The sequence below is a fragment of the Halomonas sp. SIMBA_159 genome, from assembly GCF_046536035.1.
GTDB classification, from domain to species: domain Bacteria; phylum Pseudomonadota; class Gammaproteobacteria; order Pseudomonadales; family Halomonadaceae; genus Vreelandella; species Vreelandella venusta_A.
The window spans coordinates 66,954-90,503 of record NZ_JAWJBT010000003.1 but is presented as its reverse complement, the minus strand read 5'-3'; the positions used below and the strand labels follow the sequence as shown (position 1 = coordinate 90,503).

Below are 23,550 nucleotides of genomic sequence, written 5' to 3'. Positions count from 1 at the left end.
GCAATAGGCAGCACAGCGAATCCACATGCATTCCAGTACGTTAACGCCACCCCCTAGCAATCGCCGCCGGGTGGCGTTTGTGCTGCTGCCGGGGTTTTCGCTGTTGGCCCACGCCAGCGCCATTGAGCCGCTGCACATGGCCAACCAGCTGAGCGGCCAGATGCTGTATCACACCGTGACCCTCAGCCTGGATGAAGAACCCGTGCGCAGCGGCGCGCAGCTATCGCTTATCGCGCAGCACGCGTTGGGTGAGCCCCTTGGCCCGCTGGATTTGTTGCTGGTGTGCGCGCCCACGCCGCTGCCGTACGCACTGCCCGCAAAGCTCAACGAATGGCTGCGTAGCCACCAGGGCCGAGGCGTGGCCTTTGGCGGTTTGGCCGGTGGCACCGAGGTACTGGCCCGCTGTGGTTTGCTGGAAGGCTACCGCGCTACCTTGCCTTGGCAGCGCTTCGATGCGTTTGCCCAAGCCTACCCCCAGGTCACGCTCTCCCAGCAGCTCTTCGAGATTGATCGCGACCGCCTGACCTGCGCGGGCGGCACCGCCGCCATGGATATGATGCTCACGCTGATTGGCAAGCATCACGGCCCGCGCCTGGCCGAGCAGGTCTCTGAACAGTTCGTTTGCGACCGTATTCGCCTGGCCGATGAGCGCCAGCACGTGCCGCTGCGCAACCGTTTGGGCCACGCGCCCCAAAGCCTGGTAGATGCGGTCACTCTTATGGAAGCCAATATTGAAGAGCCGCTCTCAACGCTGGAACTGGCCGAGCATTTAGGGATTTCCCGGCGTCAGCTAGAGCGCTTATTTAAGAAGTACTTGCAGGCGGTGCCCAGCCGCTACTACTTAGATTTACGCCTGCAAGATGCCCGAAAGCAGCTAAGAGAGAGCGACCGCCCGGTGGGTGATATTGCCCTGATGACGGGATTCTCCTCTGGCGCGCATTTTTCCACCGCTTACCGCAACCACTTTGGTATTACCCCGCGAGAAGAGCGGCTAGGTTAAGCGCAGCTTTTCATAATTTACCGTCCCAATACTGAAAGCAGGGCGTCCATCGCCCCCCGTATACTGATTCTATCGCTTACTCCACTGGAGGTACTGTCCCATGAGCCACACCCCGAGCCGTCAAGATTTCGACCACTACATGACGCCTAACTACGCGCCGCAGCAGATTATTCCGGTACGTGGTGAAGGCAGCCGCTTGTGGGACCAAGAAGGCCGCGAGTACATCGATTTCGCTGGCGGTATTGCGGTGAACTCCCTGGGTCACTGCCATCCGGTGCTGGTCAATGCGCTGAAAGAGCAGGGCGAAAAGCTTTGGCATCTCTCCAACGTATTCACCAACGAACCGGCGCTCAAACTGGCCAAAACCCTGACCGAGCGCACCTTCGCCGATAAGGTCTTTTTATGCTCTTCCGGTGGTGAAGCCAACGAAGCTGCGCTGAAGCTGGCCCGCCGCTGGGCGGTGGACCACCACGGCGAGCACAAAGATAAAATCATCTCGTTCTACCAGTCGTTCCACGGCCGTACGTTCTTTACCGTCAGCGTAGGCGGCCAGCCCAAGTACTCCCAAGGCTTTGGCCCGGTACCGGGCGGCATTCTGCACGCTAACTTCAACGACCTGGAGAGCGTGCGTAAGCTCGTGGGCGACGACACCTGCGCCATCATGGTTGAGCCGATGCAGGGCGAGGGCGGCATCGTTCCCGCGACTCAGGAATTCCTGCAGGGCCTACGCGATCTGTGTGACGAGCACAACGCACTGCTAATTTTCGATGAAGTGCAAACCGGCGTTGGCCGCAGCGGCGAGCTCTACGCCTACAAGAACTTCGGCATCACGCCAGACATTCTCACCAGCGCTAAGTCGCTGGGCGGCGGCTTCCCGATTGGTGCCACGCTGACCACCGACGCTATCGCCAAATCGCTTGCCATCGGTACCCACGGCTCTACCTACGGCGGCAACGCGTTGGCCTCAGCGGTAGCGCTAGCGGCGGTCGAGTTCATCGATACGCCGGAGGTGCTGCAAGGTGTCAAACATCGCCACGACCTGTTCCGCGAGCACCTGGAAACCATCAACCGCAAGCACGGCGTTTTCAAAGAGATCCGTGGCATGGGCATGCTGATGGGTGCCCAGATGTCGGACGCCTTCGAAGGCCGCGCCAAGGATATTCTGCCGCTGGCGATTGAAGAGGGCGTGATGGCGCTCATCGCGGGGCCCAACGTGCTGCGTATGGCGCCGTCGCTGGTGATTCCGGAAGCAGACATTGCTGAAGGCATGGCGCGCCTGGAACGTGCCATCGAGCGACTTGTTGCTAGCGCATGAGCAGGCCGCAAGCCATACAAGAGGGGGCGTTAAACATGTTGGTAATCCGTCCGGTCACGCTGGCTGACCTTCCCGCCTTAGAGCAACTGGCAGAACATGCGGTGCCTCGGCTTACCAACCTGCCCGCCAACCGTGAACGCCTTGAGGAGCGCATTATGCGCTCCCAGGAAGCGTTTGCGAGTGATATCGAGTTCCCCGGTAACGAGCACTATATGTTCGTGTTGGCGGACGATAGCCGCAACGACGTGCTGGGCACGGCCACCATCCGTGCCCAGGCGGGGGCCGCCGAGGCCTACTACACCTACCGCCAAGAGACGCTGATTCACGCCTCTCAGCAGCTTAACGTTCGCCGTGAAGTGCAAACGCTGGCGCTTTCTCATGAGGCTTCGGATGCCACGCTGCTTTGCGCGCTTTCGCTCAACCCGCGCTACAAAGGCACCAGTGCGGAGAGCCTGCTGCGCCGGGCGCGGCTGATGTTTATCGCCCAGTACCCGGAGCGTTTCTCGCGGATATTAGCGGTGGCTTTCCCTGGCTATTTGGATAGCCAGAACGAGTCCCCCTTTTGGGAAAGCGTGGGCCGCCACTTCTTTGCCCGCAGCTTTCAAGAGATGAATCACATGGCGGGCGTGCGCTCCAAAAGCTTTATTGCTGAAGTGATGCCGCAGTTTCCGCTCTACTTACCGCTACTCACGCCCCAGGCCCGCGCCGCGATTGGCCGCGAGCACCCGGCACACGAAGAGGCGCTGGCCGAAATGCTGGCCGAGGGCTTCGTGCGCTCCCGGCATGTGGATATTTTCGATGCGGGCCCCATCGTCAAAACCGAACGCGAGCGTCTGGAAACATTCCGTCGCGCGGCCTGGCACCCGGTGCGGATACGCCCCGAGCACGCGCTGCCGGATGCCGAACCGGCGATGATTGCCAATCAAACGCTGAGCGATTTCCGCTGTATCGTCGCGCGCTACGCGCTATCGCCTACGGGACAGCTGATGCTCTCCCCGCAGCACGCGGAGCGTTTGGGTGTAGAAGAGGGGCGGGCGGTGCTGGCGGCACCGTTAACCCTGCCAAGCGCCATCGATGCGCTTGATGAAGGAGAGATGTAATGCGCATTCGACCCATTGCCCGTAATGATCTGGATGGGCTCCAGGCGCTTGCGCAGCAGGCCGGTGTTGGCTTTACCTCGCTGCCGGATAACCGCGAGTTTTTGGCCGGTAAGATTGAGTCCGCCGCCCGAGCGTTCGAAGAGCGTACGCCGGTGGATGACCGTCTCTACTTCTTCGTGCTGGAAGATGAAACCAACGGCGAGCTAGCAGGCTGCTGCGCCATCGAAGGCCAGGTAGGGCGTGAAGTGCCGTTCTACAACTACCGGCTTGGCACGCTGGCGCACTCGTCTGTACAGCTCGATCTGCATCGCACCATCGACACGCTGTTCTTAAGCTCCGACCACACCGGCGACGCCGAAGTGTGTTCGCTGTTTCTGCGTCCGGAGTATCGCGGCGAGGCCAACAAGCACCTGCGTAACGGGGCGCTGCTCTCCAAAGCGCGCTGGCTGTTCATTGCCCAGTTCCGCGACCGCTTTCCGCAGAAAGTGCTGGCCGAGATGCGTGGCGTGTTCGATGAGAACAACGTTAGCCCCTTTTGGGAAAGCCTGGGGAAACACTTCTTCCCCATGGATTTCAACGAAGCCGACCGCTTGACCGGCCTGGGCCAGAAGAGCTTTATCGGCGAGCTGATGCCCAAGTTCCCGATCTACACCACCTTCATGTCGGAAGAGGCGCGGGCGTGTATCGGGCAGGTGCACCGTCACACCCGGCCAGCGCTGGAGATGCTCAAAAAAGAGGGGCTGCGCTGGGAAGGCTACATCGACATCTTCGATGGTGGCCCCACGGTGGAGGCCTACATCGATGACGTGCGGGCGATTCGCAACTCGCAGCTTTATCAGGTGGAAGTCTCCTCTAACGCGCCACAAGAGAGCGTTAGCCGCTGGCTGGCGGCGTCTACCCAGATGCTGAACTTTACCGCGAGCTGGATAGGCCGCGGCCCGGCAGATAGCAGCACAATTGTGCTCACCCCCGACGAGGCCGAGCGGCTAGGCATTTCCACCGGCGACGCCGTTCGCCTGCTGGAAACCTAATATTGGCAATCTAAGCACCCCCTCGACCCGCGCCAAGACGACAAAAACTCAGTGAAGGAGAGCACGATGCACCCCCAGAACATGCACGCCCAGCAGCAGCAACTGATCAACGGCGCCTGGGTCGTCGGCGACGCCGAGCCCTTTACCAAGCACGACCCCGTTGCGGGAACGCTGCTATGGCAAGGCGCGGCTGCCTCTAGCCGTCAGGTAAGCACGGCGGTGGAAGCAGCCCGTGCGGCGTTTCCTGCCTGGGCGCGCACGCCCTTTGCTGAGCGTCAGGCGCTGGTGGAGCGCTTTGTCGACGTATTGACCGCACGCCGCGAGGACTTGGCCATTGCCATCGCCTCGGAAACCGGCAAGCCATTGTGGGAAGCACGCACCGAAGCAGGCGCGATGATTGGTAAGGTCGCGCTCTCTATTAAGGCGTACCACGAGCGCACCGGGGAGCGCGAAAAAGAGGTCGGCAGCGCCAAAGCGGTACTGCGCCACCGCCCCCACGGCGTGATGGCGGTGTTTGGCCCCTATAACTTCCCCGGCCACCTGCCCAACGGCCATATGGTGCCTGCCCTGTTGGCGGGGAACACCGTAGTATTCAAGCCCAGCGACCAAACCCCGCTCACTGCGGATTTCACCCTGCAGTGCTGGTTAGAAGCCGGGCTGCCTGCCGGCGTGATCAACCTCGTGCAGGGCGGTGTCCCGGTCGGGCAGGCGCTCTCCGCCCATCCCGGTATCGATGGCCTGCTGTTTACCGGCAGCGCCAAAGTAGGCGGGATGCTGCAGCAGCAGTTTGCCGGGCAGCTGGATAAAATCCTTGCGCTGGAATTAGGCGGCAATAACCCGCTGGTGGTGAAGGATATCGACGACGAGCGCGCAGCGGTGCTGACGATTCTGCAATCAGCGTTTCTCTCCGGCGGCCAGCGCTGCACTTGTGCGCGCCGCTTGATGGTGCCCCAAGGCGAGGTGGGTGACCGTCTCATCGATGCGCTCTCTGAGGCTATCGCCAAGCTGCGCGTGGCCGGGCAGTTCGACGAAGAACCCGCGCCGTTTTATGGCGGCTTGGTAAGCGTTGCCGCAGCCGATGGCCTGCTCAACGCCCAAGATGAACTGGAAGCCATGGGCGGCACGGTCATTAACCGTATGCAGCGCCTCAAAGAGAACACCAGCCTGCTCAGCCCCGCGCTGATCGACGTGACGGGCCTGGACGTGCCCGACGAGGAGCACTTCGGCCCGCTGCTGAAAATCCATCGCTACGCGGATTGGGATGAGGCGCTCGCCCTTGCCAACGACACCCGCTACGGCCTTTCTGCCGGGTTGATCGGTGGCGAGCAGGCGGATTGGAACGACTTTCTGCTGCGTATTCGCGCAGGCATTGTGAACTGGAACCGCCAAACCACCGGAGCCTCTGGTGATGCGCCCTTTGGCGGCGTAGGCGACAGCGGCAACCACCGCCCCAGCGCCTACTACGCGGCGGATTACTGCGCTTACCCGGTCGCCTCCATGGAAGCCGAGAGCCTGGAAATGCCTGAAACCCTGCCGCCGGGAGTCAACTTATGAGCGTCAACAGCATTCGCGAAGTCAACTTCGATGGCTTGGTAGGGCTTACCCACAACTACTCGGGGCTTGCCCACGGCAACGTAGCCTCCATGAGCCACGGAGGCTTGGTCTCCAACCCCAAAGAGGGGGCGCTGCAGGGGCTGGCGAAGATGAAGTCGCTGATGGACGCAGGCTACGCCCAGGGCGTGTTGCCTCCCCAGCAGCGCCCGGATTTGGGCGCACTGCGAGCGTTAGGCTTTAGCGGCAGCAATAGCGAGATCCTCGCCCAAGCCGCGAAGCAAGCGCCGCAGCTGCTGCGGGCGGTATGTTCAGCCTCCAGCATGTGGACGGCTAACGCAGGCACCATTACGCCTAGCGTCGATGCACCGGATGGTCGAGTGCACTTTACCCCCGCCAACCTGCAATCCAGCTTCCACCGCTACCTAGAGCCGAAGACTACCGGCCGCGTGCTACAAGCGATTTTTCGCGACGAGCAGCGCTTTGCCCATCACCCGGTGCTGCCCGCCACGCCCGCATTTTCTGATGAAGGGGCGGCCAACCATACTCGCCTGTGCGGCGAATACGGCGAGCCAGGCGTTCATCTCTTCGTTTACGGCCGCCAAGCGTTTGGCGACGCGAGTAGCAGTGGGCGCGAACCCAAGCGCTATCCCGCCCGCCAAACTTTGGAAGCCAGCCAAGCGGTGGCCCGCCAGCACGGGCTGAGTGACGCGCAAACCGTCTTCGCCCAACAGCACCCGGAGGCCATCGACGCCGGGGTGTTCCACAACGATGTGATTGCCGTGGGTAACGGCCCGGTGTTGCTCTACCACGAAATGGCGTTTCTTGATGAAGAGCGCACGCTGGACGAGCTGCGTGCCAAGATGAGCACGCCGCTGATTCCCGTTCGGGTGCCGGTAGAAGCGGTGAGCATGGAAGACGCGGTGGCGTCGTACCTGTTCAACTCCCAGCTACTCTCCAACCCAGACGGCACCATGACACTGGTGGTGCCCAGCGAGTGCCAAGAGCGGGAAGCCGTTTGGAACACGATTCAGAACTTCATCCTGGCGGGCAATAACCCCATTGGCGAAGTAATCGTCAAAGACGTGAAGCAAAGCATGCGCAACGGCGGCGGCCCCGCCTGCCTGCGCCTACGCGTGGTGCTGTCGGAAGCCGAGCGCGCCGCCCTTACCGGCCGCGTACTGCTCAACGATGCACTTTATAGCGACCTCACCGCCTGGGTGAACCGCCACTACCGCGACCGCCTCGCCAGTGAAGACCTCGCCGACCCCCAACTCGCCACAGAAGTGCTCACCGCGCTGGATGAGCTGACTCTGCTCTTGCAGATTGGGCCGGTGTATCCGTTCCAGTTGGGATAAAAATTACGCTAAGCAATAAATCAAAACGCCAAGGCATCTGAATAGCCTTGGCGTTTGTTTATTCTTATTTTAGTGTGCCTCAGGCGTACTTACGCCCTATCTCACCTGGTTAAATTGCGAAATCTGCACCCGTTAGCAATTCCCACGATACCCACTGCTCTTCGGTAAGAAGATGACGTGCTTCACGCATTGCAGCTAATCGTATTGTTTGTGCTTGAACATTTTTTTCCGAAGATGATAAGTCCATGGATTGTTTTAAAGTTGATAGCTGGCTTCCTGCGTCGCTGCTGATGTCTCTTAGCCCTGTTATTTGCGATGGTTCGAGATTTAACTGCTGAGCAATGGAAGGACGCGTCAGAGCTCTAACGCCGAAGGTTTGAATTTCGATCTGTTTTAATCGCTGGCGCTGCTCATCGCTAAGAATACTTTCAAGTGCTGCAAAGGTATCCTCGTTCACTGATACAAATACCTGGGCCACGAGAGGCACTCTGTCCGATTTTGTTGCCGGTGCCAGTGCCTGTTCAAAGTCTTCGCGATGCGCTTCGACCACCTCGTTAGACACTGCCTGAGCGGCGTCAGCCTCGTCACCGGTTAACCCTAGATGCTGAACAACGACAGGGTTGTGCAGCAAGCGGTTAAGGTGGCCTTGGTTGCCATCGGGGCCCGGCTGGGCCGACATTGCCGGAAGTGAAAACAGTAAAGCCGCCATTAATAGCACCGCCTTTTTATTGAAGCGCTGATGGAAGCTTGTGTAAACATTTCGAACAAAAACATGGTTGAGGGGCGTGCTTTTCATCGTTTAAATACACCTATATTGCTGTTGAGGAGAGTAAAAGGGAGCGTCCGCTCGTGGGTTAAAAAGAGAGATTTGCACGTAGATAAACCGACCTAGGCAAGCCTTGATTGACGAAGACACCGCTGGACCCAGACACGTACTCTTCGTCTGCTAGGTTCTCTACGGCTAATTGGAGGGCTAAGCCATCTTGCTGCCAGCCAAGGCTTGCATCCACGCGGGTGTAATCAGGTAGGTTAAAGGTGTTCTCAGCATCGCCAGTACGGCCTGCTGCGTGAACCACGCCAAGTCCGATATCCCAGAGACCGAATGCCGAAGAAACGTGGTAATTCAGCAGGCCTGACACCTTATGCTCAGGAACATTCGTGGGGGTGTTACCTTCATACAGCAACGAGGTCGTGTACTCGGCGTCTAGGTAACTGTAGCCGCCAGTCGCCGTCAGGCGTTCGGTTAACTGACCAACGGCTTCTAATTCGACCCCACGGACTCTTTGGTCGCCTGTTACGATCGAAAGCGAGCGGTCGTTCGGGTCTGATTCCACTTGGTTAGATTGCTCAACGCGGAACAACGATAAGGTGGTTGCGAGGCTGTCATCCCACCATTCGCTCTTAATCCCCGCTTCGATCTGATTACCTTCCGAAAAGGGCACCGGCTCGCCGGATACCAGCGTTCCCACCTGCGGAGTCAATGAGGTGGAATAACTAAGGAACGGATTAAACCAGGCATTCTGATTAAAAATAGCTCCCAGGGAGTAATTCAGCGCATTGTCTTTACCGCCTCCGTCATTGAACTCTGTCTCTACATCGGTATGCCTTAAACCGCCAAAGAGGCTAAGTTTATTGCCCACTTTTGCGGTGTTTTGAAAATACGTCCCGCGCTCTTCGATTGTCCATTCGATACGGCTGTTGTAAGGCCCCAGGTCTGGCACGGGTGTAAACACAGGTTGTTCGGGGTCAATAGCGTTTCTCTGACTCGCTTGCACTCTGTTGGTGTCATAGCCTTCACGACGGGCAGTGAAGCCGATCGTGGCGGTGTTTTCGACAATGCCAACATGATGAATACCTTCAAATTCCAGCCGCCCTTCTTTATGCTCAAAATCGGTTTCAAATTTGATGATGTCCCTATCGATCAGCTCACCTTTGGCAGGACTGCTTCTGGTATTGACGGTGTCCCACAGGGCGTCGGTGCTGCTATTCCCGTAGCTTAATGCGAGTGATGTGGTCCAGTTGTCCGATAGCGGCTGCTCAACGCTGCCGGTGACAATATGGCTAACCTGATCTGAATAGCTCTGGTCGCCTACCAGTGAGGGGCCGTTGAAGCCATAGGAGCCGTCACTAAAGCGGATCACCCCAGGATCGGCGATATTTTCTTGTTCACTGTATTCGTAGGCAAATAGCAGGCTGGTCCCGGCATCGGAATACCAAGCGACCTGAGGCTTAAAGATCAGCCGGTCGTCGTAGCTGTTGGCGTGGTTCTCGCCAGTAAACGTTTGATTGGCCTCCTGCACGGTTGAAATCAATCGATACGCCACCCCCGAATCGCCAATCGGCCCGGTGGCATCCACCGTGGCCCGACGGGTGTCGAAATCGCCTACCGAGAGCGACACCTCGCGGCTAGCGTCAAGCGTTGGCTGCTTGGAGCGGTAGCTCACGATGCCTCCCGGCGACGCCGAGCCATACAGCAGCGAGGAAGTTCCCTTAAGCACTTCAACCCGATCATAAAGCGACCGGTCATAGTGATAGCGTTGGGAGGCAGGCCGGTTTCCATCTATATAAACGGAGTTGGCTCGGGCACCAAGGCGTCCGCCCCGAGTGGTTGACGATTGGAAGCCTCGGATGGTGAAGGTATTCGATAGCGCTCCTCCAGAAGCACCGGCCGAGGCACCCGGCACGTACTGGAGAATGTCATCAAGCCGCCTTACGTTTAAGCGTTCAAGCATCTCAGAAGAAACAACGTTGACAGTGGCAGGGGTTTCGATCAACGCCGCATCGGTATTGGTGGCGGAGCTGGTGCGTCTGGTACGAAACCCGTCTATTGCCCCACCCCTGACTAAACGTGGAGCTTCAACCTGAAGCGGTGCAAGCGTCAGCGGTGCTGCACTCTCGCCAGCGGCTTGCTCAAGCATTACCGTGTTGGCGTCAATAAAGCGATACGCCAAGCCACTTCCCGCTAACAGTTCACGCAGCGCCTCTTCCGCAGCGTATTGGCCATTTAACCCCTGGCTATGACCCCCTTGGGTTAACTGGGGGCTAAAAGAGAGGGTTAACCCAGCTTGCTGGGCCAAGGTATTGAGCGCTGATGTTAGCGAGCCGGCAGGCACATAGTAATTCTGCCGCAACACGGAGGGCATTTCCGTGGTTTCCTGCTGGGCATTAACGGCTAAGGGATTCAGCAGTCCGCCAGCCGTGGCCGCAATAGCGACGGCCAAAGCCAAAGAGCGGCGCGTAAACGTGCTGGAAGGCGTATAGCGAAACATGCTGAATCCCTTGTGTTGTAGTGTCATGCCTATAAAGACGCACCACTCATCACAAGGGACAGCCATCAACACAAAAAAAATTAATTCGGTGTCGCTTCTTTGCGTTTAACGATTGTCACCCATGGCGTAAACCGCTGGGTTTCAATAGGCAAGGCACGTGTTAAAGAGGTTAACGCGTGTTCAATACTGTTCAGCGGTAACACGCCAGACACCGTTAGCCCTGAAAGCGACTCGTCACTGTAGCGAAGTGTGCCGCGATAATAACGCGCCAGCTCATCCAGCACTTCAGTCAGCGGCTGGTTATCCAGGATAAGCACCCCGCTTGTCCAATCTGGCGTTGACGCTAAAGGGCGGGGCTGATATGACAACGTTCCGTTGGTCACGTTGCCTTCATTTCCGCTGCCAACTTCTTGGCAGTGGGTATTCTCAGGACACACCTCAACACGAGACTCATACACCGTCACGCGTGTTGCAGGTTCTTCTTCCCACTTAGTGCGATAAACGCTGAAGGCTGTGCCCAGCGCCCGTATCGTGCCCTCTGGCGTCACCACTTCTAGCGCCCGTTGGGGGTCGGGGGCCACGTCAATAAAGAGACGCCCGTTGCGTAACGTAATCTGACGCCGCTCCGGTGAAAACTGCACATCTATTGCTGAGGAGGTGTCGAGCGTAAGGACGCTTCCATCTGCCAGTGCCACCGTTTTGCGCTCTCCCTGGGCGGTGTAATGGTCTGCCGTCATCTGCATTGGAGAAGCGGTGCCACTCAGCCACCAGCCTGCCGTCACCAGCGATATCACCAGTACCGCTGTGCCGCTGTACTTGCCCAGCAAGCGGCGTCTCTCAGAGCGCTCTTGCTGGTAGGCATGCTCTAATGTGTCACGCAGGCCAGGTTGCTCGGCCTCAGTAAACACTGCCCAAGTATCGCGCATGGCTTCCCAGGCATGCTGATGCTCGCTTTGGTGAGCTAGCCAGCGTTCAAAGTCGCGTCGTTGGGCGTTATCGACGGAATCGTCCGCCAACGTTATGCACCACTGCGCTGCCTCACGGAGGGACTGTTCAGAGAGTTCTCCAGGCGTAGGGGAGGCGTTTGAACGGGAAGAAGGGGTTTTCATATCCTACACGCTCATGGGGCGTTGTCCTGCAGCGCAAGATGACAGTGCAGTAACCCTTGCGCAACGTACTTCTTCACCATGCTGACGCTGACACCAAGTTCGCCAGCAATATTAGCCTGGGAAGCACCGTCTAAGCGAAAGCGTAAAAAGGCATAACGGGGTTTATCTCCCAGCCCGTCAAGTAGCTGGGCAACTCGTTCTAACGTTTCCAGTGTAGCATTCACTTCTTCTGCTGAAGGCGCAAATGCATGCTGGGTGGCGCTCTCTGCGTAGGTTTCACGCCATATTCGCTCTAATCGGGCACGCCTCGCGTGATCCATTAATAGCCGCGTAGCAATCTTGGCAAGAAACGCCTTCGGCTGCTCTACAGGCGTGTCATCCTCACGCGTTATGACACGACAAAAGGTATCTTGGACATAATCTTGTGCTCTTTCGGGGCAGCCCAGTTTGAGAGACAACCACGTTTGCAGCCACGGCTGATGAGAGTAATAAAGATGTTCAACACGAAAAGAGCGGGATAGCCCAGGCAACGATGTCATAGTTGACTCGAACACTAAATGCAAATGATATTGATTTTAATTTACATTCCTAATGTTTTCAATAGCAATTGATTTTAAAATGGCTGTATCGATATCCAACGTGTTTCTCGAAACATCGCCAGAGCTGCATTTTGGCCTCTCACGCAGCCATAAGCGCATCTCATGTAAACGCATTTTTATCTATTAACCGACCAGCCAAAGGCCCTGCCAGCAACATGACTTCTTCTATCCACCGTTTTTCCGCCGCTGAGCGCGATGGTCTTTATCGTGCGATTTTTGAGCGGCGTGACGTACGTTCACAGTTCTTACCTGACCCCATTCCTAGCGATGTGCTGGCGCGTCTTTTGCTGGCGGCCCACCATGCTCCTTCAGTAGGGTTTATGCAGCCTTGGGACTTCATCGTGATTGAAAGCCGGGAGGTGCGTGCTTCGGTGCTGGCGCTCTTCGACCAGGAGAACCGCAAAGCAACCGAGTGTTATGCCGCTGAGCGCCAAGCGCATTATCGTACCCTGAAGCTACAAGGGATTATGGATAGCCCGCTTAATCTATGCATTACCTGTGACCGCAGTCGTGGCGGCCCTCACGTGTTGGGGCGTAACAGCATCGTGGAGACCGATTTGTTTAGCACCTGTTTGGCAGTGCAAAACCTTTGGTTGGCGGCCCGGGCAGAGGGTATCGGGGTAGGGTGGGTGAGTATTTTGGATCAAACCCAGCTGAGCAGCGTTCTGCATTTGCCGGATCATGTTTATCCCTTAGCCTATCTCTGCCTGGGGTATGTCAGCGAGTTTCTCAACCAACCTGAGTTAGAGGCCAAAGGGTGGCGTTCGCGCCTGCCGCTAACGGAGCTAGTGCATGGTGATACCTGGGGCCAGCCACTGGCAAGTCACCCGCTTGAAGGCCTGCTAGGTAACCTAGAAAATTAAGCAGGCGATGAAGCAAACGCCTTGGGGCATTGGCTCTCATACAGTGCTGCCAGTGCTTCGGCTTTGGTATCTTCATTCCAGCGCTGGGCGTAGGCTTGGCCGCGGTGGGATAGGGTGGTGCGAAGCGCGTCATCACAGAGCAGTCGGCTGACGTGTTCTGCAAAGCGGGCAGGGTGCTCATCCGCGATCAGGCAGCCCTCATCCTGTTGCAATACATCTTGGGTGCCCATGATGGCGGTTGAGACGACTGGAGTGCCCAGCGCCATGGCTTCCAGCAGCACTAAGCCTTGGGTTTCGGTTCGGGAGGCAAACACAAAGGCATCGGCTGCTCGGTAGGCATCTTGCAGCGCGCCATCCCGGGGAAGGTAGCCTAAAAAGCGAACCGCATCGGAGAGGCCTGCTTGCTGGGCCTGCTGTTTCAGTGAGGCGAGTGCCGGGCCTTCGCCGACGATGACTAGGTGAGTCTCCGGGTGCTGGTGGCGCACCTTGGGCAGCATATCGATCAGAAAACCGATGTTTTTCTCATACGCGGCACGACCTACAAACAGCAGCAGTCGACCCTGTGTTGGGAGGCCATGACGCTCGCGAAACTCTCCGCCAGCGGTTTGCGTGACGAAATGAGTGAGCGATAAACCCGTTGCGATGGTCGCGATGGGGGAGCGAACGCCATAAACGGATAGGGCAGTGGTCATGGCGGACGAAGGAGCGACGACGGCGGAGAGCTGATGGCACTGGTGCACCGAAAATCGCCGGGCGGCAAAGCGCAGGCTGCGGCGAGGCAGCCATGGCACGTAGTGGTGCAGATACTCTTCAAACAGCGTGTGGTAGGTGCCCACCACGGGTACGCCGAGCCGTTTACTCAATGCCACGCCCGCGTAGTGCGCCACAAAGGGGGTGTGAATGTGGATCAGATCAAACTCGATGGCGTGCAGCGACGGAACCAGCGCCATGATGGCCTGGTAGCGCATCATGCGGTCTTCCGGGTCACCTAATACGCCTCGTGAATCGATACGCCAAAGGCGCGGGTCTTCGTTGGCGTGATCCATATAGCGGGGGCAAATCAGATGTACTTCGTGGCCCAAGCGCTCCAGCGCCCCACGAAAGCTTTCAATCGACGTGGAAACGCCGTTCACCCGGGGGAAGTAGACGTCGGAAAGCATTAAAATCTTCATCATAAGCGGCTTAACGGCTGGCATTGTGGCCTAGTGTGGCAATGTGCCGTGACACCGCCATGACAGCCGCTGAGGCTACCACTTCTTTTCATCATCTTATGGATATGACATGCGACGTTTTTTAGTGCTGCCCACGTCTCGGGCGGGCTGGGGGCTTTTCATTGCCTTTGTGGCGCTGGTATTGGCCGGTATTTGGCCAGTGATTGGTTGGGTGAACCGGGCAACGCTGGTGATGGGACTGCCACTGCTGGTGGTGTGGAGCTACGTGATCATGTTTGCCTGCCTGGCGGTCATGCTAGTGGGCAACCGCATTGTAGAGCGAGACGACCATGAGTAGTGCCTGGCCGCTGGTCATTACGCTGTTATATGTTGCCACCGCGATGCTGATCGGCCTTCGCGCACGGGCAGGCCGTTCCATGAACAATCTTGAAGAGTGGGGCGTGGCGGGGCGCAGCATGGGGCCGGTGACGCTTTACCTGCTGATCGCGGCGGGCAGTGTGAGTGCTTACACCTTCATGGGCGCGCCGGGCTGGGCTTATTCCAAAGGCGTGGCGGTTTTTTATGTGGCGATTTATCTGGCGTACTTGGCGCTGGTGGCGTGGTATTTCGGGCCGAAGGTATGGCAGTTCGGTGAGCAGTTTGGTCATGTGACGCAGGCAAGCGCCATTGCCGACCGCTACCAAAGCCCTGCATTGGGGGCGCTGTCCGCATTGGTCATGGCGGTAGGCTCCGTGGCCTACGCGGTGCTACAAACGATTGGCTCTGCTTATATTCTTTTTGTGATGAGCGGCGGGTTGATTCCCGTTTGGCTGGGCGTACTGTTGGTGCTGGCCTGCATTGCCGTTTATCTCTACGCCAGCGGGCAGCGGGCAATTGGCCGCACCAACGCTTTCCAGGGCGTGCTGATGCTGGTGGTGGCCTGGGCGGTAGGCCTGTGGGCCATACACAGTGCCACCGGTGGGCTGAGTTTTGCGGGCGTGTTTGAACGCATCGCCGCCGAGCACCCAGAGTTTCTAACCCTCCCCGGCGCGGGGGGCGATATGAGTTTTAGCTTCTGGACCACCTCGATCATCGTCTCGATGTTCTCGTTTATGCCCCCCGTCTGGACGCAGTGGATGAGCGCCTCTTCAGCGCGGACCATTCGCCGTAGCGCGACGTGGTTACCCACCTACTACGTGGTGATTCTGCCTATGGTGGTGGTGGGCTTTATCGGTATTTTCTCGCTGCCGGAGCTGGCGCGGGCAGATACCGTGGTGCTGGCGTACGCCATGCAGCACTTGCCCGTGGTGTTAGTTGGGCTGCTGGGTGCGGGCACCTTGGCCGCCTCTATGTCCTCCAGCGAGCCGTTTATTCATTCGGTTTCCCTTTCCGTGAGTAAAGACGTGCTGCAGCCGTTGCTCAAGCTCTCGGAGGCCACCACCGCCAAGCTGGCGCGGCTTTTGATTCTGCCCATTATGTTTCTGGTGATTGCGCCGCTGGCGATTGCTGAGCCGGGAAGCCTGGTGATGATTTTGCTCGTAGGGCTTGGCTTTGCCTCGCAGGTTTTGCCCGCGTTTATTGGCATGTTCTTTTGGCCTCGCGCCTCAAGGCTGGGCGTTATGGCAGGCATTTTAGGTGGTTTTGTGGTGACCGTGGCGTTCACCACCTTATGGCGGCATCCGCTCGGCATTCATGCAGGGTTTTGGGGGCTGATGGTCAATTTGCCGCTGTTTGTGCTGGTGTCGCTAGCAACCCCAGCTACGCGTGAAGAGGTGGTCGAGCGCTTCTTTCGCATTTCAGCGCCCCGTGGTCTGACGCGTTTGGGCAAGCGGGTGTCTTAATCTGTTAACGTGCATCGTCTACGCTTAATCTAAGCGATTTAATGCACACATAAAGGGACTGTATGAGCCACGCATTGACAGGACATAACCGCCCTCAGCAGGTCATTGAGGCCATTCAACAGGCGAATGCACCGCTGAGTACGGCGCATCGGCAGGCGAAATACGCCAAAATGGCGGCCTCTCCCTATCGATTCTTTCGAGGCTCAAATCACCTTTATTGGCAAGACGTATGGCACGACTGGCGCTTTGCGCTGTTCGGCGGTTGGCCGAATACCCAAACCTGGCTTCAGGGCGATGCCCATGCCTACAATTTTGGCGCTTACGGACATCACGATGACCAAGTACGCTACGGCATGGATGACTTCGACGATGCGTTGATTGGGGATTACCAGTACGACGTGTGGCGGCTGGCGATTAGCCTAGTGCTGGATGCCCGCGAGAACGCCGAGCTGAGCCCCAAAGCTATTGATAAAGCGCTGAGCAAGCTGTTAGAAGGGTATATGGATACCCTTAGCATTCATCGTGAGGATGACGTGGCGATCCATGCGATTACGCTGGATAGCGCCAAAGACCCGCTCAAATCCTTTATGGGCAAGGTGGCCGATAAACAGAGCCGTGCGCGCATGCTGGAGAAGTGGACGACGCTAGACCCAGATAAAGGGCGTCAGTTTGCCGAGCGCCCCGGTAAGCTCGCCAATCTGCCTGCCGATGTGGCAAGCCAGCTACGGCGCATCATTGAGCAGGAGTACCAGCAAACGCTGCAGCACCCTATTAAGGAGAGCGACCCGCAGCACTTCTTCGTCAAAGACACCGCCCGGCGCTTGGATGCAGGCACTGGGTCGCTCGGCGTCGAGCGGTACTACGTGCTGATCGAAGGCGGGGCGGATCATGAACACGACGATGTGATTCTGGACATCAAAGAACAGGTGACGCCAGAAGCCTACCGCCTGATGGACAAAGCGCAGCAGCAGGCGTGGCGCAAGCTGTTTCCCAATGAAGGTATTCGCCATGCCGCGGCGTTCCATGCCATTGCGGAGCACCCGGATGCCTACCTTGGCTGGTTGACCATGAACGGCAAGGTGTTTTCGGTACGCGAGCGTTCACCGTTCAAAAAGGATTACCCCACCCATAAGCTCTCTGGCGGTAAAGCCTACTGCAAGCTGGCGCGCCAGTGGGGCGAGATTCTGGCCCGTGAACACCTGCGCGGTGCGCAGGCACTTAACCGAGGCAAAGCCGCACCGTTTGCCGACGCGGTATGCCAGCGGTTAGAAGGGCGTGAAGAGCAGTTTATCGGCGTGGTCTCAACGCTTGCTAAAGCCTACGCAGACTGTGTTGCTCAAGACTACCAAGTGTTTATGGAGCATTTTCTAGCCACCGACACGGCATCATAGGTTGAGCAGTACCGTGCCAGTGGTTTACAGCGTGACGCGCTAGCTGCTACTGGCACCACCGACAATGCCACTTCTTAAGCCGCTTTCCTGACCGGAGCGGCTTTTTAGATGATGGGACACGGTGTCTTCTGGGGAGCCTGCCATTTCACGGAACATCCCCATGGAACCCAGCAGAGCAGAAGACTCGTAAGGCACGAACACTCGCTCGCCGTCTTTCGCCATGGTGGGCAGCACTTTGATATAACTTTGGCCAAGCAGGTAACCCACTACCGTACGCTTGTTCTCCTCGCTATCGCCGATAGCGCTGAGCACCAGCTTGATGGATTCTTGCTCACCCTGGGCGCGCAGAATGGCGGACTCTTTATCGCCCTGAGCGTTTAAGATGGAGGATTCACGCTGGCCCTGGGCCATGGCAATGGCGGCCGACTTTTCACCCTCGGCTTCGGTCACCGTGGCGCGCCGCTTCCGCTCGGCGGCCATTTGCAGGCGCATGGCCGACTCGACCTCTTCCGGCATGGCGATATCCTGCACTTCCACCCGGGAAATTTTTACACCCCATTTGGAGGCAGGCTCTTCCATCGCCGCCTGAATCTCGTTGTTGACCTCTGCACGAGACTCAAACAGTTTATCCAGCTCCATTTTACCCACCACCGAGCGCAGCGTGGTTTTCGCTAATACCTCAACGGCTTGGCTCATGTTCTCGACTTCATAGACCGCCCGCTTGGGGTCGATGATTTGGTAATACAGAGCGCCATTGATGCGCACAGTGACGTTATCCGTGGTCACCACGGGCTGGCCGGGGAAATCCATCACCGTTTCGCGGCGGTCAATGCGGGTCTCATCGGAAGTAATGGCCGTGTACTCCTCGCCCATTTTGCGATAGCGCAGCATAGTGATGGCGCGGGGCTGTTCAATAAATGGAATGATGATATTAATGCCGCTCTCTAACACGCGGTGAAAAGAGCCGAGGCGTTCAATCACCATCACTTCCGACTGGCGAACGATCACCAAGCCTTTCGAGATAATCAAAATGCCAATGATGACAACAATTAGGCTAATCAATAGGCCGGGGCTAATCGGTAAATCCATTTTAAAACTCCTTGGTGTTGGGCGTATTGCGTTCACTATCGAGTGCTTCAGGTGACAATACATTCACCAGAGCGGTCGTGCCTTCAAAGTGTTTGAACACCACTTGGGTGCCTTCGGGCAGCTCTGTTTGGCCACTTTCGAGCACGCGTAGACGGTAAAAATCGCCGTTCACTTTAATCCCTGTGGCATTGTCATACTCACGAATCAGGGTGGTGTAGCGGTTACCTTTTTCTACACCGGTACCAGTGGTGCCGTAGGCAACGCCTTTGGGGGAGAAGCGTGGCCTAATCACCATCACGCCTAACGGCACCAGCACTCCCGCAAAGATGCCCATGCTGAGCAACTGCCAGGGCAGCGATAGCCCCAAAGCCGTGACGGCAGCGGTTAGCGCCGCCGCGATGCCGAGCGCCAACAGCACCATCGCGCCAGAGGTCAGTTCGGCTAGGCTCAACAGCAAGGCGAGCACCAGCCAGCTGTAAGTAGGGTTCCAGTCCATATGTACTCCATGGCTAGCGACGAAGGATGTTTACCAGAGTAACGCACTTAGCCCATCTTGACCTGTGGGCAGCCTGTAGGTTTTACACTTCGTTCAGTTTGTCCTGACAAGTGTTGATGGTTGTCACCCCAAAGTCATGCGTTCGTTCATCAGGGAGAAGTCTATGTCTCGTTATGTTGCACTGAGTGCGGTGTCTGCAAAGCCACGTGTGTTGCCGGTATTGGGCCTTTGTTTGCTGTCAGGCTTTTTAATCTCCTCGAATAGCTATGCGCACCAACACTCAGAAGAGGGGCATGGCGGCCATCAGCAGCATGGGGGAGAGCACAGCGCTGCCCATAGCGACCATCCTGCTGTCATCGCTTATCAAGCCGCGAACGACCGCATGCACAAAGATATGAACATGGCGTTTACCGGCCAACCCGACGTGGACTTTGCGCAGGGCATGATTCCTCACCATGAGGGTGCTATCGCCATGGCGGAAATCGTGCTGGAGCACGGCGAGGATGACGAGATTCGTCAACTGGCCGAGGACATTATCGCCGCTCAAGAGAGTGAAATTGCTTTCCTAAAAGAGTGGTTGCAGCGTCACGGCTATTAAGCCTGTCCGGCTCTCTGATCACTACACCCCTGCCGAATGAGTGATATTCTGCCCGCTTAAACAGCAGGTGATGAGGGAGAGCCGCGTGTCGGGCGTGATTTATTGGTTGGATATGGCGGGGGTGATTGTGTTTGCCCTGTCGGGCGTGATTTTGGCCTGCCGCTCGCGGATGGACCCGTTCGGTATGCTGGTGCTGGCGGCGGTGACGGGCATTGGGGGCGGTACGCTGCGTGATTTGGTGCTGGGCGTTAGGCCGGTGTTCTGGGTGACCGACCCGACCTACCTGTGGGTGATCTTGGCTACGGTGGGCGTGTCGCTGGTGGGGTTTCACTACATCCATCGTCTTTCCCGGGGCTTTTTGCCCGTAGCCGACGCCTTTGGGCTGGCGCTCTTTACCGTGATCGGCACGCACAAAGCGCTGCTGCTGGGTACCTCTGGCGTGGTGGCGGTACTGATGGGCATGATGACCGGCGTGGCGGGCGGCATGATTCGTGATGTGCTGGCCCAGCGGGTGCCGATGGTGCTGCGCGAAGAAATTTATGCCACCGCCGCCATGGCGGGCGGGATTGTCTATGTCGCGCTGCAGGCGCTCGAGGTGCCGCTGACATTCGCCATTGCCGCCTCATTGAGCGTGACGCTAGGCCTGCGCTTAGCGGCGATTCATTGGCACTTGGCCCTGCCGGTGTTTGCCTGGGTCACGGTGCCGCCTAAACACCAAGACGCCAACGCACCGCTGTCTACACCACAAAAGGCCAAAGAGCGCGTGCGTATGATTCGTCGGGAGCGCACGCGCCGCTAAGGCCTTGGAAAGCGCTGGGCCTCTCGCCAGCGGTCAAACCAGCGCTTGGGTTGGAGCACGCGTAGGGCCGGTTCGCTGTCGTTCAGCTCCACGCCGAGGCCCACGGCACCCAGCCGCGCATAGAGCGCGCCGTTGGCTTGGCCATCGGCTAGGGTCACATCGGAAAGCAGAAGCAGCGGCCCGCCTGTGAGTGTGAGGTCATGCAGGCGTATTTGCTCGCCGCTCACTGTGAGCAGGGCGTGCCCGTTGATGTCATGCACGTTTAAAAGCCTGCCCAGCCAGTCGCTCTCCCGGGCACGGGCGAGAAATAGCCGAACCAGCAGCCCAGTATCGCGCATGCCTAACCGTAGCTGGCTGGTGAGTTGTATCGGGTCGCCCCAGTTGAGCTGGGCTTCTTCCATGGTGAGCTGAACCCACCAGCCTGCGTCCTGAGTGCCGTCGTCGCTTCGGCGAAAAACGTTTTCCAGGCGCAGGTAGGAGTCATTGGCGACAAAGCGGCGCGTCTCGATATCGCCCTCGGTGAGCTGTAAGTGCAGCGTCACATCTCCTCTCAGGCGCTGCTCCAGTAGCGCCAGCTCGGTTTCGAAAGCGCGCAGCGTGATATCACCTTGGGCGCGTCGCCCCTCTAGCAGCCATTCGCTGGTTAGGCTGGCACTGCCGGAGAGTAGCTCAACCCCCGCATCTTCTGGCAGGTAGCGATTGTAGCGGGCAATGTCCGGCACCTCGGTGATTGGCAGCGCAACGCGGGTGGTGAAATGTTCGGGAGCGGGGGCGTCGAGTACATCATTAAAGCGGTCGGTTTGGGTGGTGAGCGCAAAGTGGCGGCCTTCCAGATGCGGGCGGTCATCATCTTGCCGACGTAGGGCGAACTGTGGAATGCCTAGCGAAAGCTGTGCTTGCTCGGGGCTATCTAGCTGGGCGGTCAGCTCGCCGCGCCCGGTGGCCAAGTAGTCGAGAAACGTCACTTCCAGCTGGTTAGCATTGACCCGCAGCCGAGTAGGGGCTTGCAGCGTGTCGTCTATAAACGCGCCCTGTAAAAAAAGCTGACCGTTGCCGGAAAGCGATACGCCGTGGGCATCCGGTAAAAACGTGTTGAGAAACCCCAGCCGCTGCACGCTGCCCTCCAGCGTGAACTGCCCGCTTGGGGTGGCGTTTTGGCGCTGGAAACGGCCTTCGCGCAGCACGAGCGTGCTCTCCAAGGTCTCGCTGGGATGTTGCGGGTCGGCCACCTGCCAGCTTAACCGCGAGCCGCTGATGTCCAGCGCTGTGCCATCCAGCGCCGCTTGGTTGATGGCCAGCGCCAGTTGCGTATCGCTCACCAACGTGCCGCTCTGCTCGCTCAGTTGCCAGCCGGTGGTTAGCGCGTTGCCAGCCAAATAAAGCTCTCCGCTCAGTTGCTCGGTCGTGAAGCGTAGCTGCCCGTGGCTGGTGGCTGAGCCGCTGTTTAACGTTAGCGGAGAAGGGCTGGGCAACACCGCCGCAAGGTAGGGTTGTAGCGCTTGAATATTGGGCAGCGTTGCTTCTTCCCAGCTCAGTTGTGCCGTGGCGCTTTGTTGTGCCTGTTCGGGGTCGAGGGGGCTTTGTGCCGCTAGCGTTAGCGCTGCGTCCGCTAGCAAGGTTCGCTCCTGATGGCGCAGCGTGGCGTCTGTGAACGCCAGCGTTGCCGCAACTTGCTCATCGGGGGAGAGCGTCGCGTCGAGGGTGCCGCTGCCTTGCGCGGTGAGCTCAAGCAGCTCTGCGCCTAGCGTGGGGGCTTGAACGGTTAGCGATGCTTCATAAGGACGCGCATCCCGCAGCGTCGCGCTCGCGGTGATACTTCCCTGGCCGGATAGCCGAATCCCTTGGCCATCAAAGGCTGATGCGAGATAGCGGTCGAGCATGTCCAGGCGCGTTACCTCGCCCGATAGCTGAAGTGAGGCGCCAGTGGGCAAGTCGAGCTGATCCAGCCGCTGGTTGGGGATGTGTGTAGAGAGTGCGAGCCGCGTGTTGGTGGCGTAGGGGTGCGTGTCGGCTAGCGTGACGTCCTCCAGCTGAGTAGCGAAGCGCAGTTGCCCCTCTTCCACGGCGAGCCTGACGCGCCCCTGACCCGTGGCGGTATGCGGCGGCGGTGTTTCATCCGCTACCAGCCAGCGGCGCGTGTTGTCGGTACCTTTCAAGCGCTGCTCATCGATAGAGAGCGCAAGCCTTGTGGCCGCTAATGTGAGCTCGCTGCCCGGCTTTAGTTGGCCCTCAACAAGCGCTAGTTCACCTTCCAATACGCCGTTGCCTGCCAAGCTCAACCAGGACAGCGCCTCTAGGTAGGGCATGAACACATCCCAAGCATCCGCTTGAGCCGTGATGGCAAGCTGGGCGGTGAGGGCATTGAGCAGCGCCTCGGTTAACGCATCGCTACTTTGCTGGGTAGACAGTGAGTCCAGCGATGCCGTACTGCGTAGCTGAATGTCCTGCACCAGCGTGGTTTGATCGCTCAAGCGGACGAGGCGGCCCTGGGTAATATCCAAACCTACATAAGGCACGGTAAGGGTCTCTTGGCTGAACTGGGTATCCTCGACCTTCAGCTGGCCCTCTGCCTCCAGGGCAATGTCCCCGACGGTAAAGCGGCGAATGCCGCTCGCTTCCAGTGCTTGGATATGTAGCTCTCCGCGCAGCAGGGCGAGCAGCGATAGCGACAGCGTGGCTTGCCGGGCTTCGACAGTAATCGGTAGCGCCTCGTCTTCCCGGGCTAGGTAGAGGTTGTCGACCTCCCAGCGCCCTGGGTGAAGGCTCTGGGCGTTAGACCAGCGTACCTCGACCCCTTCGATGGTGGAGATTCGTTGCGGTAGCCACTGGCTGTTGAGTAGCCAGTAGCCGCCAATCAGCCAAATCAGCACAAGCGCTAGCGCGCCAAACAGCAGGGCGATGAGAAGGCGAAAACGGCGTGGAGTAGCGGGCGTGTCACTCGTCATACGGGCTTCCTAGCAGATGACTCCTGTTGGCGCGTGTTTTATGGC

General features: G+C 58.3%; 20 protein-coding genes. 12 read left to right on the top strand and 8 right to left on the bottom strand.

Translation table 11 applies throughout. The features are described from left to right. Window positions 1-25: 25 nt before the first annotated feature. From R0J87_RS02740 to astB, 6 genes are all read left to right on the top strand, one after another. Window positions 26-1,000 carry a GlxA family transcriptional regulator gene (locus R0J87_RS02740; protein ID WP_404342915.1) on the top strand — a complete coding sequence of 325 codons (975 nt, stop codon included), beginning with the start codon at window positions 26-28 and terminating at the stop codon, window positions 998-1,000. 100 nt (window positions 1,001-1,100) lie between these two features. Further along, window positions 1,101-2,315, top strand: a complete 1,215-nt coding sequence (locus R0J87_RS02735; RefSeq protein WP_404342913.1) for an aspartate aminotransferase family protein — start codon at window positions 1,101-1,103, stop codon at window positions 2,313-2,315. A 35-nt stretch (window positions 2,316-2,350) separates the two neighbouring features. Next, on the top strand, window positions 2,351-3,415 hold the full coding sequence (locus R0J87_RS02730; RefSeq protein ID WP_498884219.1) for an arginine N-succinyltransferase: 1,065 nt from the start codon (window positions 2,351-2,353) through the stop codon (window positions 3,413-3,415). Next, a complete protein-coding gene (gene astA, locus R0J87_RS02725; protein ID WP_498884218.1) occupies window positions 3,415-4,446 on the top strand; it encodes an arginine N-succinyltransferase in 1,032 nt (343 codons plus the stop codon). Before R0J87_RS02730 ends, astA begins: the two co-directional genes overlap by 1 nt. Before the next feature lie 81 nt (window positions 4,447-4,527). Next, window positions 4,528-6,000, top strand: coding sequence for a succinylglutamate-semialdehyde dehydrogenase (gene astD, locus R0J87_RS02720; RefSeq protein ID WP_498884365.1), 1,473 nt, complete (start codon window positions 4,528-4,530; stop codon window positions 5,998-6,000). After that, the gene (astB, locus tag R0J87_RS02715) at window positions 5,997-7,355 is read left to right on the top strand and encodes an N-succinylarginine dihydrolase (RefSeq protein ID WP_498884216.1); all 1,359 of its coding nucleotides are present in this window, start codon (window positions 5,997-5,999) and stop codon (window positions 7,353-7,355) included. The genes astD and astB overlap by 4 nt, the downstream gene beginning before the upstream one ends. A 109-nt stretch (window positions 7,356-7,464) precedes the next feature. On the opposite strand, the gene R0J87_RS02710 is transcribed toward astB, so the two are convergent. From R0J87_RS02710 to R0J87_RS02695, 4 genes are all read right to left on the bottom strand, one after another. After that, a complete protein-coding gene (locus tag R0J87_RS02710; protein WP_498884214.1) occupies window positions 7,465-8,151 on the bottom strand; it encodes a hypothetical protein in 687 nt (228 codons plus the stop codon). 58 nt (window positions 8,152-8,209) lie between these two features. After that, a complete protein-coding gene (locus R0J87_RS02705; RefSeq protein WP_498884212.1) occupies window positions 8,210-10,624 on the bottom strand; it encodes a TonB-dependent siderophore receptor in 2,415 nt (804 codons plus the stop codon). Window positions 10,625-10,704: 80 nt separating this feature from the next. Next, window positions 10,705-11,733, bottom strand: coding sequence for a FecR family protein (locus R0J87_RS02700; RefSeq protein WP_498884211.1), 1,029 nt, complete (start codon window positions 11,731-11,733; stop codon window positions 10,705-10,707). Between the two features lie 11 nt (window positions 11,734-11,744). Continuing rightward, on the bottom strand, window positions 11,745-12,272 hold the full coding sequence (locus R0J87_RS02695) for a sigma-70 family RNA polymerase sigma factor (RefSeq protein ID WP_498884209.1): 528 nt from the start codon (window positions 12,270-12,272) through the stop codon (window positions 11,745-11,747). Window positions 12,273-12,487: 215 nt separating this feature from the next. Here R0J87_RS02695 and bluB point away from each other — a divergent pair, with 215 nt between their 5' ends. Further along, window positions 12,488-13,195, top strand: a complete 708-nt coding sequence (bluB, locus tag R0J87_RS02690; protein WP_498884208.1) for a 5,6-dimethylbenzimidazole synthase — start codon at window positions 12,488-12,490, stop codon at window positions 13,193-13,195. Here the strand turns inward: bluB and R0J87_RS02685 are convergent. Beyond that, the gene (locus R0J87_RS02685) at window positions 13,192-14,355 is read right to left on the bottom strand and encodes a glycosyltransferase (RefSeq protein WP_498884206.1); all 1,164 of its coding nucleotides are present in this window, start codon (window positions 14,353-14,355) and stop codon (window positions 13,192-13,194) included. The two genes, bluB and R0J87_RS02685, sit on opposite strands and share 4 nt — an antisense overlap. 121 nt (window positions 14,356-14,476) lie before the next feature. Between R0J87_RS02685 and R0J87_RS02680 the strand changes: the two genes are divergently transcribed. From R0J87_RS02680 to R0J87_RS02670, 3 genes are all read left to right on the top strand, one after another. Next, a complete protein-coding gene (locus tag R0J87_RS02680) occupies window positions 14,477-14,704 on the top strand; it encodes a hypothetical protein (RefSeq protein WP_498884205.1) in 228 nt (75 codons plus the stop codon). Further along, window positions 14,697-16,187 (top strand): sodium:solute symporter family protein, encoded by a 1,491-nt coding sequence (locus R0J87_RS02675; protein ID WP_498884204.1) that lies wholly within the window; start codon window positions 14,697-14,699, stop codon window positions 16,185-16,187. Before R0J87_RS02680 ends, R0J87_RS02675 begins: the two co-directional genes overlap by 8 nt. Before the next feature lie 62 nt (window positions 16,188-16,249). Next, window positions 16,250-17,578 carry a DUF2252 domain-containing protein gene (locus R0J87_RS02670; RefSeq protein ID WP_498884203.1) on the top strand — a complete coding sequence of 443 codons (1,329 nt, stop codon included), beginning with the start codon at window positions 16,250-16,252 and terminating at the stop codon, window positions 17,576-17,578. A 39-nt stretch (window positions 17,579-17,617) separates the two neighbouring features. Here R0J87_RS02670 and R0J87_RS02665 read toward each other — a convergent pair whose 3' ends face one another. Both R0J87_RS02665 and R0J87_RS02660 read right to left on the bottom strand, forming a co-directional pair. After that, a complete protein-coding gene (locus R0J87_RS02665; protein ID WP_404463586.1) occupies window positions 17,618-18,667 on the bottom strand; it encodes an SPFH domain-containing protein in 1,050 nt (349 codons plus the stop codon). A gap of 1 nt (window position 18,668) precedes the next feature. Next, window positions 18,669-19,163 (bottom strand): nodulation efficiency, NfeD-like protein, encoded by a 495-nt coding sequence (locus tag R0J87_RS02660; protein ID WP_498884202.1) that lies wholly within the window; start codon window positions 19,161-19,163, stop codon window positions 18,669-18,671. Between the two features lie 163 nt (window positions 19,164-19,326). Between R0J87_RS02660 and copM the strand changes: the two genes are divergently transcribed. Both copM and R0J87_RS02650 read left to right on the top strand, forming a co-directional pair. Beyond that, the gene (gene copM / locus R0J87_RS02655; RefSeq protein ID WP_498884201.1) at window positions 19,327-19,761 is read left to right on the top strand and encodes a CopM family metallochaperone; all 435 of its coding nucleotides are present in this window, start codon (window positions 19,327-19,329) and stop codon (window positions 19,759-19,761) included. Window positions 19,762-19,846: 85 nt separating this feature from the next. Beyond that, window positions 19,847-20,560, top strand: a complete 714-nt coding sequence (locus R0J87_RS02650) for a trimeric intracellular cation channel family protein (protein ID WP_404466450.1) — start codon at window positions 19,847-19,849, stop codon at window positions 20,558-20,560. On the opposite strand, the gene R0J87_RS02645 is transcribed toward R0J87_RS02650, so the two are convergent. Continuing rightward, on the bottom strand, window positions 20,557-23,505 hold the full coding sequence (locus tag R0J87_RS02645) for a hypothetical protein (RefSeq protein WP_498884199.1): 2,949 nt from the start codon (window positions 23,503-23,505) through the stop codon (window positions 20,557-20,559). The genes R0J87_RS02650 and R0J87_RS02645 overlap by 4 nt on opposite strands. Window positions 23,506-23,550 lie beyond the last annotated feature (45 nt).

Coding starts and splice junctions, on each gene's coding strand:
- R0J87_RS02740 (WP_404342915.1), top strand. CDS start 26: ATGCATTCCAGTACGTTAACGCCACCCCCTAGCAATCGCCGCCGGGTG.
- R0J87_RS02735 (WP_404342913.1), top strand. CDS start 1,101: ATGAGCCACACCCCGAGCCGTCAAGATTTCGACCACTACATGACGCCT.
- R0J87_RS02730 (WP_498884219.1), top strand. CDS start 2,351: ATGTTGGTAATCCGTCCGGTCACGCTGGCTGACCTTCCCGCCTTAGAG.
- astA (WP_498884218.1), top strand. CDS start 3,415: ATGCGCATTCGACCCATTGCCCGTAATGATCTGGATGGGCTCCAGGCG.
- astD (WP_498884365.1), top strand. CDS start 4,528: ATGCACGCCCAGCAGCAGCAACTGATCAACGGCGCCTGGGTCGTCGGC.
- astB (WP_498884216.1), top strand. CDS start 5,997: ATGAGCGTCAACAGCATTCGCGAAGTCAACTTCGATGGCTTGGTAGGG.
- R0J87_RS02710 (WP_498884214.1), bottom strand. CDS start 8,151: ATGAAAAGCACGCCCCTCAACCATGTTTTTGTTCGAAATGTTTACACA.
- R0J87_RS02705 (WP_498884212.1), bottom strand. CDS start 10,624: ATGTTTCGCTATACGCCTTCCAGCACGTTTACGCGCCGCTCTTTGGCT.
- R0J87_RS02700 (WP_498884211.1), bottom strand. CDS start 11,733: ATGAAAACCCCTTCTTCCCGTTCAAACGCCTCCCCTACGCCTGGAGAA.
- R0J87_RS02695 (WP_498884209.1), bottom strand. CDS start 12,272: ATGACATCGTTGCCTGGGCTATCCCGCTCTTTTCGTGTTGAACATCTT.
- bluB (WP_498884208.1), top strand. CDS start 12,488: ATGACTTCTTCTATCCACCGTTTTTCCGCCGCTGAGCGCGATGGTCTT.
- R0J87_RS02685 (WP_498884206.1), bottom strand. CDS start 14,355: ATGCTTTCCGACGTCTACTTCCCCCGGGTGAACGGCGTTTCCACGTCG.
- R0J87_RS02680 (WP_498884205.1), top strand. CDS start 14,477: ATGCGACGTTTTTTAGTGCTGCCCACGTCTCGGGCGGGCTGGGGGCTT.
- R0J87_RS02675 (WP_498884204.1), top strand. CDS start 14,697: ATGAGTAGTGCCTGGCCGCTGGTCATTACGCTGTTATATGTTGCCACC.
- R0J87_RS02670 (WP_498884203.1), top strand. CDS start 16,250: ATGAGCCACGCATTGACAGGACATAACCGCCCTCAGCAGGTCATTGAG.
- R0J87_RS02665 (WP_404463586.1), bottom strand. CDS start 18,667: ATGGATTTACCGATTAGCCCCGGCCTATTGATTAGCCTAATTGTTGTC.
- R0J87_RS02660 (WP_498884202.1), bottom strand. CDS start 19,163: ATGGACTGGAACCCTACTTACAGCTGGCTGGTGCTCGCCTTGCTGTTG.
- copM (WP_498884201.1), top strand. CDS start 19,327: ATGTCTCGTTATGTTGCACTGAGTGCGGTGTCTGCAAAGCCACGTGTG.
- R0J87_RS02645 (WP_498884199.1), bottom strand. CDS start 23,505: ATGACGAGTGACACGCCCGCTACTCCACGCCGTTTTCGCCTTCTCATC.